Here is a 17,620-nt window from a genome sequence, read left to right on the forward strand (position 1 = left end):
GAACCAAGCTTAAGTACCACCCCCACAAAACAAAAATCGCGAGACTAACCAACGTCCCCGAGTGCACCGAGTGCATCGTCACGGCGCGAAGACGCGTTCGACGACCCAGACTACGCCGGCGACGCCGACGGCGGCGGAGACCCCTGCGATCGCCGGCTGACCGAACCGCGTTCGGGTCAGGAGGGCGAAGACGGGAAATAGGAGCGTGACGAGAGCGACTTGTCCGAGTTCGACGCCGATGTTGAATCCGGCGAGCGAGCGGAGAAGGCTGCTGGCGGGGAGTTCGAGTTCGCGGAGTACGCCGGCGAATCCGAAGCCGTGGACGAGGCCGAACGCAAACGTGAGGCGCCACCGATGAGCGCCTCCTCGGCCACGAAGGTTCTGGTATGCGACCCAGACGATCGTGGCGGCGATCCCGGCTTCGACCAATCGCGAAGGGACCTCGACGATCTCGAGCACCGCGAGGGCCAAGGTGATCGAGTGTGCGACGGTGAACGCGGTGATGATCTGCAGGAGTTGGGAGAGTCGGCTCATGACGAGCAGCGCGACGAGGAACAGCACGTGGTCCAGGCCGGCCCAGATGTGCTCGGCCCCTAGTCGAACGAATCGGCTGAACTGACTCCAGGGCGAGGCGGGCGCCTCGGTGAAGTAGTCGTAGTCGGGTTCGGTCTGCGAAAAGACGATCTCGAGCCGCTCATAGCCCGTCTGCTCGATGCTCGTGAGGTTGGTGTGGCTCGAACCGAGCTCCGGCCACGTAGAGTATGCGAGCGTGACCAGGTCCGGGTGGTCGTCGATCGCGCGAACGAAAGGGAAGTCGATCAGCGTTTGCGGCCAGTCGATGGCGTCGGCCGAGGAGATTTCGTCCGGCCACACCGGCGGCTGCGGGGTGCCGAGGTCCGGACGGCCGTCGTCGAGCGAGAGGCCAATCCGGTCTTGGAGATACGCCTGCGCCATCGGTGCCGCGGCGAGCAGCTCCTCGCGCGAGATGGCTTCGTCGCCGTCACGGTCGATCTCCACGATGCGGCTGAGGACGTGCAGATCGAAGGTCGCCTCTGTCGTCACCTGCTCCGCCTCGAGGTGGATGCGCGTGTAGCTCGTATCCTCTTGATGGGCGGCAGCCGGCGGCGCGCACAGGAGGACCACGGCCAGGGTGACGGGCCCGCACCTCATGTCTCACCTTCGTAGACGACCCAGATAGGAGAGGTCCAGACCAACTCGCCGTCCTCTTGTTCGCCGCGCACGTAGTAGTGGCTCGTCGTTCCGGGAGTGACCTCGGGGTCGGTCCACTCGTGCCGGACCGACGGGTCGTCGCCTGGTGTGTACGTGTGGACTTCCTTGCCGTCCTTCACCACCACGACCTTGGCGAACGGCCCGGTACCGTCGAGGCGAATGCGCAGCTTCGCGGGCTTGGCCGAAGTGAACTCCTCGCCCATGAAGTGCTCTTCGTCCCCGCTGCCGATGCGAACGTCGGCAATGATGTCGTCCGTCGCCGCATAGACGCGTCGTGCCTTCAGTGCGGCGAGGATGGCCTCACGGCTCGGCTCGTCGACCCAGAGCATCGCGTAACTGATGTGCGTGGAGTGATGGTCGCTGCTGGAGATGAATCCGAGTCGGTGCCCCTTTTCGAGGGCGACCGAGACGAATCCCTTCTTGCGCTCGGCCTTGGCCAGGCGGCCCGTGGCCGTGCGGGGGGCGCCTGGCATCTCGTACGAGTTTCGCGAGCCCTGGTAGATCTCGACGATGGGTTCGACTTCGCTGTCGTGATTGCGCCAGTCGGTGCCCATTCTCGTGCCGGTCGTGTGCGGGGCACTGATTCCGCCGAATTGCCGGAGGTAGCGGTACAGCATTGTGGTGTCGGCGGCTGGACCGGTGGCGTCTTCCTTTGCCAGCTTGAGGCGCGGCAATGGACGAATGCCACGCCGGCCGAAGATGACGTTGCGATGTCCCTCCGGGTACGGGCGACTTCGTTCGTACGAATACATCGTCGTGAGGCGGCCGGGGATGTAGTACGCGTCGGTCGTCTTTTGAATCAGCCACCAGGGGTATTCGCGATTGTGCCCGTTGTCGTGATCGCCGTTGCCGACCCAATCGAGAGCCGCAACGTCGATCGCGTAGCGCCACATGTCTTCGAGCGGGCCGTCGGAGCCGCCGTCGGAGCTGAGTTCCGTATGGCGGTGGAACTCGCCGCGCAGGAGCTTCCACTCTGACCCGCGCACCGTCGCGGTCGCATCGCGCGCTTTCTGGGCAGCGGCGCGTTCGCTCTTTGTGGCGTCTGACGGTTTGGGGGCGGCGCTGGGCTGGATGGCGGCCGGTTTGAACGTCGGGGCCTCGGGTGGCTTCGGCACATCCAGGCGAGCCATGAACAGATCGTTGACCCACGGGTTGCTGAGGCCGTGCGTGGCGTCGAGGTCGCCCTGGTAGGTGACCCGCCTGGCTTTTCGCTCCTGTCGGTGATCGCTCGCGTAAACCAGCCGGAGTCCGCCGCCTGGCGGTGCTACTACGGCGGGGAGGCTGTACAGCAGATTGCCGCTGTCCGGAATCAGGATGGGTCCGGTCCAGGATCCGTTTTCGTAGAACGCGGCATACTCGAACCACATCGAACCGACCGTCGGTCGGAAGTCGATCGCCCGACTGCGGAAGAGGAGCCAGACGCGTCCCGTGGAATCCAATGCGAGTCTCGAGAGGTTGTGATACGGCTTGTTCAGGTAGGGCAGGGCGGCGCGGGCGGCTTCCGACAGGGGCTCGCCAGATCCGCGCTTGGGGATGACGATGGCGCGGTTCGTCGGCATCACGGAGGCGAGAGCGCCGGACGGTTCGACCCAGCGCCCGTCCAATGTCCGGATGATGAGTCCGATCTTACGATTCTCGAGGAGGCCCGAGCCCTTTCCTTTCACGAGGGCGCCGGCGTCTTTGCCCCAGGTCGCGCTACCGTCTTCCCAGGCGATCCAGAGATTGCCTTCTCGGTCGTACGTCGACGACGCGCGCGCCTGGTACCTCGGGCTATTCGCCGCGGCTTCGGCGTCGCGCGTTTTGCCGTCGATCTCGTACTCCCGAAGCCAGACGTCGTAGTCGCCTTTCTCGTACGTATCCCACACGATCGCGACGCGGGCTGTGCCCTTTGCTCCCGTGGGTGTCGCTGAGATGGCGGGCGCCCAGCTGCTGCCGGCGTGCGTGCTCACGTCTTCTTCGTCACTGAACGAACCGTCGGGGGTCTGGTGTCGGGTGCGGACGCGGAACACACCGTCGTGAACGGCCTGCCACGCGACCCAGACGCGTCCGTTCGCATCGGTCGTGGCCACTGCGGAGTGTGCGTTGCCGGCTCCGGTCGACAGACGTATCGGCGCAGCGGCGACGCCGTCCTTCACCGGGCGCGCCCAGACCTCGAAAAATGGCCCCTGCTTTTCGGACCACACGACCCAGATCCGGCCGCTGCCGTCGATTGCAGTCGCGCACCGATAGACATCACGCCCCGGCTCGGTGATCGTGACGTACGTCGGGTCGCCGGTAGCCGTGTACGTTTCGAGGATTACCTGATCGCCGAGGGGTGGCTCGGCGAAGACCGCGAAGTCGGCCGGCGCTGTTTGCAGCTCGAACACGCGCGCTTTGCCTGGGCGGTAAGGGGTGAAGCGGACCCATGCCAGGTTCGTGCGGCCCCGCGCGTCGATCGCGGCGGCAGGGAAGTCGTCCTCGGACAACGCGGAGGTGAGTTGCTGGGCGCTGGCCGTTCGCTCGACTTCGACGGCGCCCTCGAGCTCCGTCCGGTAGGTGCCGAACGGCAGGTCGCGCAGAAGGAACTCGAAGTCCCCCTGCTTGGTGGTGACGGAGATCCGAGAGTCCGGCGTCACGTCGTGAAGGGTCACGATCACGCCGTTGTCGAGGGGCGGGCCCTCGACCGTGCGCTCCTTCTCGGGCTTGTTGGTGCGCCGCTTCCCGCCCATGTGTCTCGTGGCGGCCCGCCAACCGTTCGTTCCGAGCGTCTGATCTTTCTTATCGAAGCGCCATCCGCGGACGCCGGTGGTGATGCCCGGCTTGACCGTCAGTCTGCCGGTCCAGTTCGTCGGCTCCGTGTCCGTGATACCGAATCGGAGTTTGATGCCGACCGTCTCCGCGTGGGCGGGGCTGGTCGAGGCCCCTATGAGAAGAAGGCCGATCAGGAGGGCGTGCAGGGCTACCTTCCGCATGGAACCGCAGAGCCTACCCGACCAGGAGGAAGCGGGCGAGGCGGTGACTGCTCCCCGCGCATCTTCCATGGCAGCAGTGGCTTCGGGCATGCTGCTGCCGATATAGGCTAGGGATGGGCGTCGCCAAGAACGCAGCGGCCGGGGGGAACGAGTCGCGTGCCGGGGCGATCGGCTACCAGCCGGCTCTCGATGGCCTCCGAGGTGTCTGCCTCGTGGCGGTGCTGTTCTTCCACTCGGACTTCGCGTGGATGTCGGGGGGCTTCCTCGGTGTGTCGACGTTCTTCACGCTGTCTGGTTTCTTGATCACCTCGTTGCTCGTGGGCGAGCAGGAGCAGACCGGGGCCATCTCGCTCGGCGGGTTCTGGGAGCGGCGCCTTCGTCGCCTGATGCCCGCCGCGGTTCTCGCCGTCGGGCTGGTGGTTCTCACCGCGCCGGTCTGGCTTCCCCTCGCGCAACAGGAGCGGCTGGCCGGCGACGCGGTGGCCGCGATCACCTACCTCGTGAACTGGCGCTTCGTTCAGGCGGAGTACGCATACGAGCTGATCTTCACGGATCCGTCCCCACTGCAGCACTTCTGGTCGCTCGCAATCGAAGCCCAGTTCTATCTCTTCTTCCCCCTCCTTGTCGGGGCCCTTTTGCGTTTCGGGGTCGGTGTGCCGGGCCTGACCGCGGTGCTCGGTGCGCTCACGGCGGGCTCGACGCTCCTCGCGTTGGCGCCGGGCGTCGCGGACGAGGGCCAGCACCGAATCTACTACGGAAGCGATACACGTGCCGCCGAGATCCTACTGGGTGGAATGGCTGCCCTCGTGCGGAGGCGGTGGCAGACGGTGTTGAGACTTGCCGCATGGTTCGGAGTGCCGGCCCTGGCCGCGATCGTCGCCGCCTGGTCCTTCGCGGAAGTCGACGACCGTTGGTTGTACGGCGGCGGGTTTGCCGCGTACGCCGTCGCGTCGGCCGTACTCATTCTGTCGGCGACGACACCGGGTGCGGTGACGGCGCTTCTTTCGCCGGCGTGGCTTCGTTGGATGGGGCGCGTTTCGTACGGCGCGTACCTCTATCACTGGCCGGTCTTCGTACTGTTGTCCGCGGCGCGTACGGGGCTGGATGCCGGGGCGCTCCTTCTGTTGCGTGTCACCGTGACGCTGGCTGCCGCAGGGCTTTCCGCACGCTATATCGAAGAGCCCATTCGCAAACGGCGATGGCTTTCGGGTCGGTCGTTCGGTTTCGTCACCGCGTCGGCGGTTGGCGCCGTGGCACTGGTGGCGTTCGCGCTCAGCCCGGTTCCGTTCTCTCAGAGACTCGAGGCGCTGGCCGCGCCTGCCTCACCTGCGACGGTTGCGGAGGAGGCGGGTGCGCGCCCGCAGCGGTGGGCGCTCTTCGGCGACTCTACGGCGCTCTCGCTCGCACCGGGAGTCCGCACCTTCGCTCGTGCGACACCGGGGATCCGGTCGGTTCGAGGGGATACGCAGCTCGGCTGCGGCGTTCTCGGTTCCGGCGAACTCTACAACCGCGGAGGTTGGAAGAAGGTTCGTGAGGTGTGTCGAAACCCCCCGGAACGCTGGGCGAACGCGGCGGCGCGGCGCGGCGTCGATGTGGCGATCGTTCTGACGGGCGCGTGGGAGTCGCGTGATTGGCGGTTCACCGCGAACGGGCAGCGCTTGGCGCTGGGGGACCGGCCGCTGGACGATCGCATCACCGCTGGGATCGCGGATGCGATGGATGCGCTGACCGGAACGGGCGCGACGGTCGTCTGGCTGACGGCGCCCCACATAGGGGTCCGCCCAAGGCGAAGCCAGAGGACCGCTCAGCGTTCCGCGCGGCCTGCGCGGCAGGACCGTCTGAACGAACTCGTTCATGCCGCGGCGGCCGGGCGAGACCAGGTGATCGTCGTCGACCTCGCTCGCTTGGTCGAGGAGTGGCCCGGCGGGGAGTTCGATCTGAGCTTGCGGCCCGACTCGACGCATTTCGGAGCTGCAGGGGCATCGGCGATCGTCGCGGAGGCGCTCGGCCCAGAGATTCGACGACGAGTTTCCGCGGGCCGGTAGGACTTGCGTTCCCCTACGCCGAATCGTTCTCTGCAGTGGAACCCGAAACTCGAAAGCACGGAGGAACGACATGGGACTTCTCGACGGTAAGGTAGCAGTCATCACAGGCGCAGGGGGTGGACTCGGGCGCGCGCACGCTCTTCTCCTCGCGGGCGAAGGCGCGAAGATCGTCGTGAATGACCTGGGAGGGGCGCGGGACGGCCAGGGCAGTGGCTCGAATATGGCCGACGGCGTAGTCGAGGAGATCAAGGCCACGGGTGGCGAGGCCGTTGCGAACTACGACAATGTCGCGACGACGGAAGGCGGCGTGGGAATCCTCAAGACCGGAGTCGATGCGTTCGGCCAGGTCGATATCCTCATCAACAACGCGGGAATCCTGCGTGACAAGACTCTGGTGAAGCTCGAGGAGTCCGATTGGGACGCGGTGATCGCCGTGCACCTTCGCGGCACCTACTGCGTAACGCGGCCGATCTTCCAGCACATGAAGGAGCGCGGCGGTCCTGGCGTGATCGTCAACACCGCGTCGACGTCGGGCCTGATCGGGAACTTCGGTCAGTGCAACTACGGTGCGGCCAAGGCGGGTATCGCCGGGTTCACGCGCTGTCTGCACCTCGAAGGCACCAAGTACGGAATCCGCGCATGGGGTCTCGCTCCGGTGGCTTTCACGCGCCTCACAGAAGATCTCATGGGTGGCGACGCGGCGGAGAAGGCCAAGGCGTCGTTGGACCCGGCGAAGGTTTCGCAGGCCGTGCTCTACATGGTGAGTGAGCTCTCGGGTACGAAGAGTGGCAAGTTCCTCTTCGTGAGCGGGGGCCGCGTGGCCGAACTCAAAGTCGTGGGCCCGGCCGGCATGAGGAAGGACGGCTTCACCGCACAGGACATCGCGGACAATGAAGCGGCTGTCTTCCTGCCCGAGGATCAGGGCTTCGACATGTTGGGCTAGGAGCCATCTTGGGTCAGGCTCCTAGGTGCCCGAGGGCGTGTGGCCGAACGGGACTCAGGCCTTGACCGCCGCTGAGCCACGGTGGCGACGGTACTCGCCCAACCGCGAGCCGAGTTCCCAAGCTACTCCTGCTGCCGCGAGCGTCGCGGAAACCACCAAGATCGTCTGTAACATCATCCCAGCCTCCTTTTCCTTTTTCGGGAGGAGCAACGGCCGTGCCAATTACCATTGCCCGGAATAGGTGGGGTTGCGAGTCTTTTGTGCGGAAAAGTGTCTCTCTGCGTAGACACATTGTCATCTGCTGTCCGCGGGCGGCGGATCGTGTTGCGGCGCCTGCGCTGGCGCCGCAAACCCGGGACTTGCAAGGTTCGCGCGGCCCGGGCACCAAGGAGGAGGGGGCCGAACGCCACGCCCCCCAACCCACGGAGGACGGACTCGTGAATTGGAAGCTCTGTTCGGCGGTTTCGACCGCGCTGGTGCTCGGCAGCATCATCTCCGCTCACGCCGCGTTGGACGCGGTCTGGAAGCAGAACGAACTCACGATCGGCTACCAGGGACTCACGACGAGCTACTCGTGCGAGGGCCTGAAGGACAAGGTCGAGTCGCTGCTCGTTTACTTCGGCGCGCGCGAAGACGGGATGAAGGTCTCGGCGTACGGCTGCGCAGGTGGTCCGTATCGCCCCGTCCCGGCCGTGAACCTGAAGCTGAAGTTCGAGACGTTGATCCCAGCGGAGCCGGGGGCTGCGGATGTCGTGGCGGCGAAGTGGGTCGAGCGCGACCTCTCCCCGCAGAGGAAGGTGCAGCAGAAGGCGCCGCAACACATCACGCGCGGCGATTGCGAAGTGATCGAGCAATTTGTCGCGAAGGTTCTACCGTCGTTCTCGCATGAGACGTTGCAGAACCTGACGACCTGCATCCCGCATCGCCTGGGCGGGACGATCCCGAACTTGCGGGAGAAGGTTCTCGTTCCGGAGGACACAGCGCCGCCGCCCGCATAGCGGTACGGCGCCGCGGTTCCGGTGCACGGCGTCTCGTCGTCGATGGTCAGTTCGCAGTTGCCCGTGTGCGAGGCGTGCGGACGTAGGGAACCTCGACGCCGTTGATCAGCTGCATCGACGGGACCTCGTCGAGGTCGCTGTTGCTCCCGCCGCCCTCACCCGTGGACGCCGTCTCTTCGCACAGGCCCGGTGTGCATCCCTTGAGATAGATCTCGCAGGTGCTCACCGGGTCGGCGAGGAAAATCGAGCAGTTGCGCGGAGGCGTGATGCGCTGCGACGACCTGATGTCGCCCTCACCGCCCCAGCCGAGGTTGCCCGAGACGTTGGTCGCCGTGACTTCGATGGTTCCGTCGGAGGCTTGGGTCTTCGCGCTGTACTTGCTGACTGCGTCCGCCCGGTGGCACTCACCGCGGGGGTAGCAAGAAGGCCAAATGTAGCCAGGGTGGTCCGAGCGAGGACCGGGCTCCGCTTCAGGTATCGGAAGTTCAGGTTCATGGGCTACCTCAGGGACTGTGGGAACGGCGATATGTGGCCGTTCCGAAGTTGAGTGACCGCGAAGGAGCGGGTGCGGTCTCCTTAGACGTCCGCCCGTCGGTCGAGTCGGCTCGAGTCGGATGCCTGGAAAAACAGCGAGAAAGTACACGTTCAGCGCAGTCGCGACAGCGCACCGCAGGCCTCGATGTCGAGGCGCACATCGGGCGCGTGGTCATTCACTCTATGCTGCCCCCGTACTACTCTCCCGTGAAGTTCGGTTTGCGCTTCTCTTTGAACGCGCGCGGGCCTTCGCGGGCGTCTTTGGAGGTCATCACGACGGCGGAGACTTCGTCCTCGATCTTGAGCGCGTCGGCGAGCGGGAGTCCGCTCGAGCGGATGACGCCTTCCTTGATCTTCGCCACGGCGAGCGGCCCGTTCTCAGCGAGTTTGCCGGCGAGCTCACGTGCTTTCGGCAGCAGCTGCTCTTTCGCAACGACGTAGTTGAGGAGTCCCAGCTGCAAGGCCTCCTGTGCCGTGAAGTCATCCCCGATCATGAGGATCTCGAGTGCCTTGGCGTATGGGATCTGGCGCGGCAGTCGCGTCAGAGAACCGCCGCCCGGGAGCAGGCCGCGCTTCGCTTCCGGCGTTCCGAAAATCGCGTGCTCTGCCGCGACGCGAAGGTCGCAGGCGTTGGTCATCTCGGTGCCACCGCCGAGTGCGTAGCCGTTCACGGCGGCGATGATCGGCTTGTAGATGTAGAAGCCGCGCAGGATCGCGTCGGTGAACATGGTGAGGTTCCCCATGAGCCGCTCGTCCCAATCGGTTTCGATCTGGCGTGCGCCGGTGATCAGCGGCATCGTAAGCTTCAGGTCGCCGCCCGCGCAGAACGTCTCGTCGCCGACGCCGGTGAGGATCGCGACGCGTAGATCGCTCGTGTCGCGGAATTCGTACCAAGCCTCCGCCATACGGACGAGCATCTCCGGACTGAGCGAGTTCTTCGCGTCCGGCCGGTTCATCGTGAGTGTCATGATGCCGTCGGTCTTGTCGACGAGCAGGTGCGGCTGTTGTTCGGACATCGTGCCTCCCATGGTCTGCAAGTGCTTACAGAGCAGTCGTCTTCGGGGCCAGCCTGGGCTACGAATGACGGCATGAGGCTGCTCGCAGATGTGCGTGTCGTCGACCTTGCTGGCGAGCCGGCTGCGATGACCGGGAGGATTCTCGCCGATCTCGGAGCCGAGGTCGTCCGGATCGAGCCGCCCGACGGGGATCCCTTGCGGATCGTGGGGCCGCTTCTTGGGACGCACGGGGAGGGGGGCCGCTCGCTTCGCTTCGCGGCGTGGAGCGCCGGCAAGAAGAGCGTCGTCGCGTCGGCGGACTCCGCCGAGCTTCGGGCTCTGCTGCTCGGTGCCGATGTCGTTCTCGAAACGCCGGGTTGGCCTGGCGCGTTTACGCTGGATCCATCGAGCGCGCCCCAGGCGGTCTGGGTGCGGGTGACCGCCTTTGGTGCGACCGGTCCGCGCGCGGGCTGGCGCGGCTCGGACCTCGGCGTGATGGCTGCGTCAGGGAACATGTTTTCCACCGGAGATCCGGACCGCGCACCGGTGCGCAGCACCGAGCCCTCGGCCTACGCGCACGTCGGGCCGGAGGCCGCGTTCGCGGTTCTGTCGGGCTTGGCGTCGGGCCGACCACAGGTGATCGATCTCTCGATGCAGGAAGTGGTCGCGGTCGCGAACATGTCAGGCGTGGTGCAAGCCTCACGCGGTGGGCCTGCGGGTCGCCGCATGGGCGCACAGATGGGGCGCACGCGCGAGATCTGGCACACGAAGGATGGTTTTGTGAGCTTCGGGTTGCGCGGTGGGCGCGCACGGGTTGCGAGCCTACAGACCCTCACATCGATGCTCGTCGAGGAAGGTCTTGCGACGCCCGCGTGGACGGATCGAGATTGGGAGACGTTCGATCAGGTCAAGGCGACCGACGAGGAACTCGCCGCGCTTCAGGCGCCGCTTACGTCGCTGTTCGCCTCGAAGACAATGATCGAGTTGTACCAGAAGGCGTGCGATACGAATCTCATGCTCGCGCCGGTGAACTCTCCCCACGAGATCCTCGCATCGGTGCAGGCGAAGTCGCGCGGGATGTACCGGGAGTTCGATGGATTGAAGGGCTTCCCGATGCGCTTTGCCGCGGTGGAAAGTGTGGACGGTTCGGTCTCGAGCATCGACGCTGCGCACGGTGCGCCGGCCCCGGGCGCGAATGCTCCGGCGGCATGGCGCCCACGTCGGTCCGCCGGGACGCCTGCCGGTAAGGGCGGGGCATGGGATGGCGTCAAGATCGTCGAGTTCGGCGCTGGAGCGGCCGGCCCGATCGCAGCTCGCTACTTCGCCGAGCACGGCGCGACGGTCATCAAGGTCGAGTCGAAGACGCGCCCCGAGTTCTTGCGCGCGATGTGGGCCTCCTCGAGTCCGCACGGGCTCGACGGCTCACCGCTGTTCGATGCCCTCAACGCCGGGAAGCGGAGCGTGACGCTGAATCTGAAGAACGAGGACGGGGTGGACGTCGCTCGGCGCCTGATTCACTGGGCCGACGCGGTCCTGGAGAACTTCGCGCCGCGCGCGATGCGCGGGTTCGGACTCGACTACGAGACTCTCGCGAAGGACGCGCCCGACCTCGTGATGGTTTCCACCTGCCTCAACGGGCAGACCGGGCCTCACCGGAACTATCCTGGCTTCGGCGGGCAGGGGTCCGCCTTGTCGGGCTACAACGCGGTGACGGGATGGCCGGACCGCGAGCCGATGGGCCCGTACGGCACGATCACAGATTCCCTTGCGCCCCGGTTCGCTGCGACGGCGCTTGCGGCCGGGCTTCTGCATCGACGACGGACCGGTAGAGGGGTGCACTTCGACATCGCGCAGGTCGAGGCCGCGCAGTATACGCTCGCACCGTGGATTCTCGATTACGCGAACAACGGTCGCGTCGGCCCGCGTACGGGCAACCGATCGGACCGAGCCGCTCCCCATGGCTCGTTCCCGTGTCTTGGTGACGATCGCTGGGTCGCGATCGCGATCTGGACCGACGACGAGTGGGAGCGCCTCGCACGGCACATCGGGATTGATGAGCCTTCGTTGGCCCGCGCCGAGGCGCGGCTCGCGCGCGTCGCTGACGTCGAGGACCGCATCGCGGCGTGGACGGCGAGCAAGACGCGAGAGCAGGTCACTGAGGTCCTTCAGGCCGATGGGATTGAGGCGGTTCCGGTGCAGGACTTCGTCGACGTGGGGGTGGACCCGCAGCTCGTGGCGCGGGACCATTTCGAGAAGCTCGACCATGCGTGTTTCGGCGAGTCCCCATACGAGCGCAATGGGTTCCGGTTGAGTGATGCGCCAAGTGCGTATGGACGCCCGTCGCCGCTTCTGGGCGAGCACACGTATGAGGTTCTGCGGGAGATGCTCGGACTCTCCGAGGCGGAGATCTCGCGCCGCAGAGAATCCGGCGGAGTGGAGTGACGCGGATCGGGTGGTAGGGTCGGCGGGATGCCGATTGATCTCGAAGCTCTGTTCCGGCCGAGGGTGGCCGTTCTCACTACCGAATGTCAACGCGGCGTGATTGGCCCGAATGGGCCGTTGCCGGCGTTGGTCGAAGAGGTGCGAGCGAGTGGAATCGTGCCCAACGGGGCCCGGGTTCTCGCCGCGGCGCGCGCCGCGGGCGCTCCGGTCCTACACGGGACCGTGCACCGCCGCGAGGACGGCGGCGGGGTCATGATGAACTGCCGGTTGTTCACCGTCACGGCGAAGTCCGGTGCGCCGCCGCTTCTCGCGGGTAGCGAGCAGGCAAAGGTCATCGAGGAGTTCGGACCGGTGGAATCCGACTACGAGGTGCCGCGGTATCACGGCGTATCCCTCTTCCACGACACCGAGATGGACTCGATTCTCAGGAGTCTCGGCGTCACGACCGTCGTGCTTCTCGGTGTCAGTCTGAACATCGCGATCCTCGGGACGACCATCGAGGCGGTGAACCGTGGCTATCAGGTGGTGATTCCGCACGACGGCGTCATCGGAACGCCGGCGGAGTACGGCGAGGAGGTTTTGAAGAACAGCATGAGAATGCTCGCGACGGTCACGGATTGCGATGCGGTCGTGAAGGCGTTGGGCGCGGTGGCTTGTTGAGTCTGCGGGCGATCGTAGCGTTTGCGCTTCTCGGCGTGATGGGTTTCTGCGTTCCGGTCGCCGCCGCCGGTCATGCGGCGCTCCCGGCGCCCAATTCCTTTGCCGCGGATGGTCCGTACCCCATGTCGCACCACAACCCCGCCCAGACCGACGTAACGATCGTCGACGGGCCGACGAGGGGAAAGAATCTCGACCGGGCCGATGCGCAGTTCGTCCCCGTCGTCTGGTGCTCGGCGCCGATCGTAAAGAAGGTCGGCGAGCACACGACGGTGATCGCGGGCACGCCGCACGGCGCGGCGAAGATCAACGCGACCGGCGAGTCGCTCGAACTCGTCTCGTTCATGCCGTATCCGGGTCTCGAGACCGAGCACACCGACGTCACGAGTGAGGATCTGTCGTGGTTCGTCGACAAGATCGACGAGAAGCGTCGGAACAAGCAGGACCTGCGGCTGCTCCTGTACTCGGCCTACATGATGTTCGACCTCGAGATGAATTGGAGCAACGGCGGATCGGGCGCGTACGGCGTGATCGATCGAGACGGCTACTACTACACGTTTTTCGATCGGACCCGACTCCTGAAGGCCTTCGATGGCAACGACATCGGCGCACCGCTCGAGCCGGTGCGCGACGTGAAGATCACCGACGGCCTCCCCGAAGATGTGGCGGAGGGAATCACGAGGATCCTCGGGATCTCCATGACTTACGATGGTCACATCGTCGTCGCGGCGACCGGCGCACTCTTCGTCCTTGATCGCGACCTGAACCGGAAGGACTACCTGCTCTTCCCGGGCGAGCACGTCGAGAACTCCGTCGCCGTGGACGAGAAGAGCATCTATGTCGTCACGTCGAAGAACATGCGGCGCGTCGTCTGGACCGGGGAGAAGCTCTCCATGGACGACGAGGAGGGCGCCTGGGTCAGTCTGTATGACGTCATGCCCGAGGGCGAGGCGATCGATCTCGGCGCGGCTTCACACGGGTCCGGCACGACGCCGACTCTCATGGGTTTTGGTGATGACGAGGATAAGCTCGTTCTGATTTCGGACGGCAACCCGAACGGAGCCCAACTCGTTGCGTTCTGGCGCGAGGAGATCCCGGCGGACTTCGAGCAGAAGCCGGGGACCCGTTCGCGGCGAATCGCCGATCAGATCCCCATCCCGGCGGCCACGACGACCGTCGAGGCTTCACCGGCGGCCTACGGCACCGGCGTCGTCCTCTTGAACTCGACGTACCCGGAGTCGGCACCCTTTCCGCTCAACATCGTCGGCAACGCGTTCCTGGCGGGGACAACGAGGAAGGCCCCTCTCGGCGCCCAGAAGTTCGAGTGGGACGCCGATGAGAACCGGTTCAAAGCGACCTGGTTCCTCCCGGAGATCGACAACACCGACTGGGTGCCGCCCACCGTCTCGCCCCACAACGGCCTCGCCTACGTGGCGACCAAGGTCGACGGGACCTACGAGTATCGGGCCATCGACTGGGAGACTGGGGCGGAGGTCGCCCGGTGGTCCTTCCCTGACGACAGCGTGCTCTGGAACAACTGGGGAGGAATTACCACCCTCTTGGAGGACGGCGACCTGCTGCTCGGCGGGTTCTTCGGTGTGAAGCGCTACGACATCGGGCACCTCCGCTAGGGGTGCTTTCGGGGCTCTTGCGTCTCGCATTTCGAGACCGGAGGCATTTGGCCGTTGACAAACATCATCTCTGTGATGTTTCTTTATGGCCTGTAAAGACGGGGGTCTCTCTCCGTTCGACGCTGGAGGTCCTGCCCATGAGCTCGTGTTTGCCTTCTTCCGCCACTCGTCCCTCTCTCCTCTCGAGCGCCGTGCTGGCCCTCGCAGTGCTGTGCTTCGCGCTGCCCGCAGCCGCGGGGCAGGGGCCATGGGAACGAACCGAGACACGCGACGAGTGTCTGGATTACGATTCCTTGCGGCAGCCGTACTTCGGCGACACGCACGTGCACACGGCGTTATCCATGGACGCCGTAGTCAACAGCACACCGAACTACCCGAGCGACGCGTACGACTTCGCCAAGGGCGCAGCGCTGCCCTACACCCTGGGCAACCCGGTGGCGACGGCGCAGCTGAAGCGGCCGCTCGACTATGCGATAGCGACCGACCATGGCGAGTTCCTCGGCGAGACCCAGATCTGCCTGGACCCCGGCCACCCCCAGTACAATGCCCCGGAGTGTGTGCTCCTTCGCGCCGACATCGGTCAGAGCTTCAACGGACCGCTGGATGCGGCGAGCTTTCTTGCGTTCTACTTTCCCACCAATGCACCCACGCCGCGCTTTGCGTGGTGCGGCGCCGGGAGCGTGGACTGCCTCGCTGTCACGTCGACGGTGTGGGGCAGCATCCAGTCGGATGCCGAGGCGCACTACGATCGCAGTGATGCTTGCGGCTTCACGACATTCGTCGGCTACGAATGGTCGGGGAATCCCAACTTCAACAACCTGCATCGCAATGTGATCTTCCGGAACGAGAACGTCGTGCCGCTCCCCATCAGCTACTACGAAGAGCCCCATGCGCACGGTCTCTGGAACGCTCTCAAGACGCAGTGCGAAGACGCCGGCACTGGCTGTGACGTGTTGGCCATTCCGCACAACTCGAACATCTCCGGTGGCCAGATGTTCCTTCCGCAGAACGAAGACCTGTCGCCCCACACCGCTGCGGACGCGGCGCTTCGCTCGCGGATCGAGCCCATCGTCGAGGTGAATCAGCACAAGGCAGACTCGGAATGTCACACGTTGTTCTCGCCGAACGACGAGCTGTGCGGCTTCGAGAAGACGAACATCGGTTCGCAATTGCCGTCCAGCAGCCCTGAGCAGGCGAGCTTCGTTCGGGACGCGCTTCTCGTGGGCCTTCAGGAGGATCGTCGCATCGGCGTGAACCCGATGAACTACGGGATGATTAGCGCAACCGACGGCCACATGGGCATGTCGGGCCTCGTCCGCGAGGATGAGTACTACGGCCACGTTGGGGCCTTTGACCAAACGCCGGAGCAGCAGATCATCGACAACAGCCTGTTTCACGCAGGCACGAACCCCGGTGGCCTAGGGGTCATCTGGGCGGAAGAGAACTCCCGCGACGCCCTCTTCGCGGCGATGGATCGTCGTGAGGTGTACTCTACGACCGGCTCGCGGCCGATTGTCCGCTTCTTCGCAGGTCGTCTGCCCAAGGACATCTGCTCGAGCGGTGACTTCGCGCGCGAGGGCTACGTGAACGGTGTTCCCATGGGCGGCGAGTTCGGCCGTCGTGGTCCGAAATTTGCCGTTTTGGCGACCAAAGACCCGGGCCCCTCGGGTCTGCCGGGCAACGACCTGCAGCGGATTCAGGTCGTGAAGGGCTGGGTCGACAGCGCCGGCAACAAGCACGAAGAGACGTTTGACATCGGCGGAGACCCCGACAACGGCGCAGGTGTCGACACGGCGACCTGCACGACGACCGGCACGGGCTTCGACACGATTTGCGCGACCTGGACCGATCCGGCCTTCCACAAGGAAGAACGCGCCTTCTACTACGCTCGCGTCGTGGAGAACCCGTCCTGCCGCTGGTCGCAGTACTTGTGCAACACCGCGGCGGTCGACTGCAACGGCGTCGTCCCGCCCGAGTTCGCCCTCTGCTGCGACGGAAGCCTGCCGGAGACGATTCAGGAGCGCGCGGTTACCTCGCCGATCTTCTACCGCCCGGAGACCTTCTCCAAGATGCGAGCGAAGATCCTGAAGAAGAGCATCGCGCTGGGAGACGAAGAGCTTCGTGTTTTCGCGAAGATCGTCCAGGCCCACGCCGATCTCGACCCGGATGCGAACGATCTCACGCTGGAGATCCGGGACGCCGCGGTCGTGTACTCGGTCACCGTCCCGGCCGGCACGATGGTGAAGAAGGGCACGACGTGGCTTTTGAAGGATCCGCTCGGCACGCTCGGCGGCATCAAGCTCCTCAAGGTCAAGATCAAGGGCAACGGTGGTGCGACGATCAGCTTGAAGACCATCGGCATGCCGCTTTCATCCATCGGCTTCGACGAGCACATGGTTCACGTGGTCCTCACGAGCGGCAACATGCTGCTCCGGCATCGCCGCATGTGGGTCGAGATGAACGGCGGGAAGGCATTGGGTACCAGTCGGTGAGCAACGGCGCGGTAGGTGCGTGCACGGTCGTTCGGGGTAGGCGGACCCAGGCTGAACGAAGCGCGGAGAGCCGTTCGAAGATTCTCGAGGCTGCGGTCGCGTGTATCTCTGAGCTGGGCCCCTCGGAGACGACGACCCATCGCATTGCCCGACGTGCGGGCCTCACCTGGGGTGCGATCCAGCACCACTTCGGTGAGAAGAACGTGATTCTGGTGACGGTCGTCGAGAATTCGCTTGATGGGATCGTCGCCGAACTGCAGGAGATCTCCCAGGTCCGCGGAACGATTGCCGAGCGGGTTCACGCGTTGGTCGCGGGCTTGTGGCCGCACTACAGCGGCCCCCTCTACCGGGCGGGCGTAGAGATTCTCCTCTCTGCGCGTGGAGACGAGATCCTCAAGCCGCGTGCGGACGAGGTCCGGCGGCGGGCGATTTCGGCGGTCGGGCGGGCCTGGGCGACGTTGTTCGCGGACTTCGACATCCCCGCCGAGCGCCACGCGATCGCCCAACGAGTGGCGCTGGCGATGCTCTCGGGGTTTGCCCTCGAAGTCACAATGCGTGATGAGGAGGCCGATTTCACCGGCGAGCTCGCTGCTCTGGAAGGAACGCTCGAGCGGATCCTTCGCGAAGGGGAAGGCTGATTCGCGTTTCGAAAAGACTTTCCGCCCTGTTCCCCTTCCTTCCGCTCCTCCTTGTTCCCGGCCT

At 65.4% G+C, this 17,620-nt stretch carries 12 protein-coding genes; 8 read left to right on the forward strand and 4 right to left on the reverse strand.

Annotated features, from left to right (window positions below):
- Nucleotides 1–78 precede the first annotated feature (78 nt).
- Nucleotides 79–1,170, reverse strand: coding sequence for a HupE/UreJ family protein (locus tag P8R42_28460; protein ID MDG2308531.1), 1,092 nt, complete (start codon nt 1,168–1,170; stop codon nt 79–81).
- The gene (locus P8R42_28465) at nt 1,167–4,181 is read right to left on the reverse strand and encodes a hypothetical protein (protein ID MDG2308532.1); all 3,015 of its coding nucleotides are present in this window, start codon (nt 4,179–4,181) and stop codon (nt 1,167–1,169) included. The genes P8R42_28460 and P8R42_28465 overlap by 4 nt, the downstream gene beginning before the upstream one ends.
- A gap of 113 nt (nt 4,182–4,294) precedes the next feature.
- Here P8R42_28465 and P8R42_28470 point away from each other — a divergent pair, with 113 nt between their 5' ends.
- From P8R42_28470 to P8R42_28480, 3 genes are all read left to right on the forward strand, one after another.
- The gene (locus P8R42_28470; protein ID MDG2308533.1) at nt 4,295–6,226 is read left to right on the forward strand and encodes an acyltransferase family protein; all 1,932 of its coding nucleotides are present in this window, start codon (nt 4,295–4,297) and stop codon (nt 6,224–6,226) included.
- 70 nt (nt 6,227–6,296) lie between these two features.
- Nucleotides 6,297–7,169, forward strand: a complete 873-nt coding sequence (locus P8R42_28475) for an SDR family NAD(P)-dependent oxidoreductase (GenBank protein MDG2308534.1) — start codon at nt 6,297–6,299, stop codon at nt 7,167–7,169.
- 437 nt (nt 7,170–7,606) lie between these two features.
- Complete coding sequence (locus P8R42_28480) at nt 7,607–8,167, forward strand: hypothetical protein (protein ID MDG2308535.1); 561 nt, start codon at nt 7,607–7,609, stop codon at nt 8,165–8,167.
- Nucleotides 8,168–8,213: 46 nt separating this feature from the next.
- Here the strand turns inward: P8R42_28480 and P8R42_28485 are convergent, their stop codons facing one another.
- Complete coding sequence (locus P8R42_28485) at nt 8,214–8,393, reverse strand: hypothetical protein (GenBank protein MDG2308536.1); 180 nt, start codon at nt 8,391–8,393, stop codon at nt 8,214–8,216.
- Nucleotides 8,394–8,898: 505 nt separating this feature from the next.
- Nucleotides 8,899–9,717, reverse strand: a complete 819-nt coding sequence (locus P8R42_28490; protein ID MDG2308537.1) for an enoyl-CoA hydratase-related protein — start codon at nt 9,715–9,717, stop codon at nt 8,899–8,901.
- Between the two features lie 72 nt (nt 9,718–9,789).
- Here P8R42_28490 and P8R42_28495 point away from each other — a divergent pair, with 72 nt between their 5' ends.
- The 5 genes from P8R42_28495 (at nt 9,790) to P8R42_28515 (ending at nt 17,556) form a co-directional block, all read left to right on the forward strand.
- On the forward strand, nt 9,790–12,138 hold the full coding sequence (locus P8R42_28495; protein ID MDG2308538.1) for a CoA transferase: 2,349 nt from the start codon (nt 9,790–9,792) through the stop codon (nt 12,136–12,138).
- A 27-nt stretch (nt 12,139–12,165) separates the two neighbouring features.
- Nucleotides 12,166–12,798, forward strand: a complete 633-nt coding sequence (locus tag P8R42_28500; protein ID MDG2308539.1) for an isochorismatase family protein — start codon at nt 12,166–12,168, stop codon at nt 12,796–12,798.
- A complete protein-coding gene (locus P8R42_28505; protein MDG2308540.1) occupies nt 12,795–14,426 on the forward strand; it encodes a hypothetical protein in 1,632 nt (543 codons plus the stop codon). Before P8R42_28500 ends, P8R42_28505 begins: the two co-directional genes overlap by 4 nt.
- Nucleotides 14,427–14,563: 137 nt before the next feature.
- Complete coding sequence (locus P8R42_28510) at nt 14,564–16,918, forward strand: DUF3604 domain-containing protein (GenBank protein MDG2308541.1); 2,355 nt, start codon at nt 14,564–14,566, stop codon at nt 16,916–16,918.
- Nucleotides 16,915–17,556 (forward strand): TetR/AcrR family transcriptional regulator, encoded by a 642-nt coding sequence (locus P8R42_28515; GenBank protein MDG2308542.1) that lies wholly within the window; start codon nt 16,915–16,917, stop codon nt 17,554–17,556. The genes P8R42_28510 and P8R42_28515 overlap by 4 nt, the downstream gene beginning before the upstream one ends.
- The last annotated feature ends 64 nt before the right edge of the window (nt 17,557–17,620 follow it).

It is taken from the genome of Candidatus Binatia bacterium, assembly GCA_029243485.1.
GTDB lineage: Bacteria > Desulfobacterota > Binatia > UBA12015 > UBA12015 > VGTG01.

Coding starts and splice junctions, on each gene's coding strand:
- P8R42_28510 (MDG2308541.1), top strand. CDS start 14,564: ATGAGCTCGTGTTTGCCTTCTTCCGCCACTCGTCCCTCTCTCCTCTCG.
- P8R42_28490 (MDG2308537.1), bottom strand. CDS start 9,717: ATGTCCGAACAACAGCCGCACCTGCTCGTCGACAAGACCGACGGCATC.
- P8R42_28500 (MDG2308539.1), top strand. CDS start 12,166: ATGCCGATTGATCTCGAAGCTCTGTTCCGGCCGAGGGTGGCCGTTCTC.
- P8R42_28470 (MDG2308533.1), top strand. CDS start 4,295: ATGGGCGTCGCCAAGAACGCAGCGGCCGGGGGGAACGAGTCGCGTGCC.
- P8R42_28495 (MDG2308538.1), top strand. CDS start 9,790: ATGAGGCTGCTCGCAGATGTGCGTGTCGTCGACCTTGCTGGCGAGCCG.
- P8R42_28465 (MDG2308532.1), bottom strand. CDS start 4,181: ATGCGGAAGGTAGCCCTGCACGCCCTCCTGATCGGCCTTCTTCTCATA.
- P8R42_28475 (MDG2308534.1), top strand. CDS start 6,297: ATGGGACTTCTCGACGGTAAGGTAGCAGTCATCACAGGCGCAGGGGGT.
- P8R42_28460 (MDG2308531.1), bottom strand. CDS start 1,170: ATGAGGTGCGGGCCCGTCACCCTGGCCGTGGTCCTCCTGTGCGCGCCG.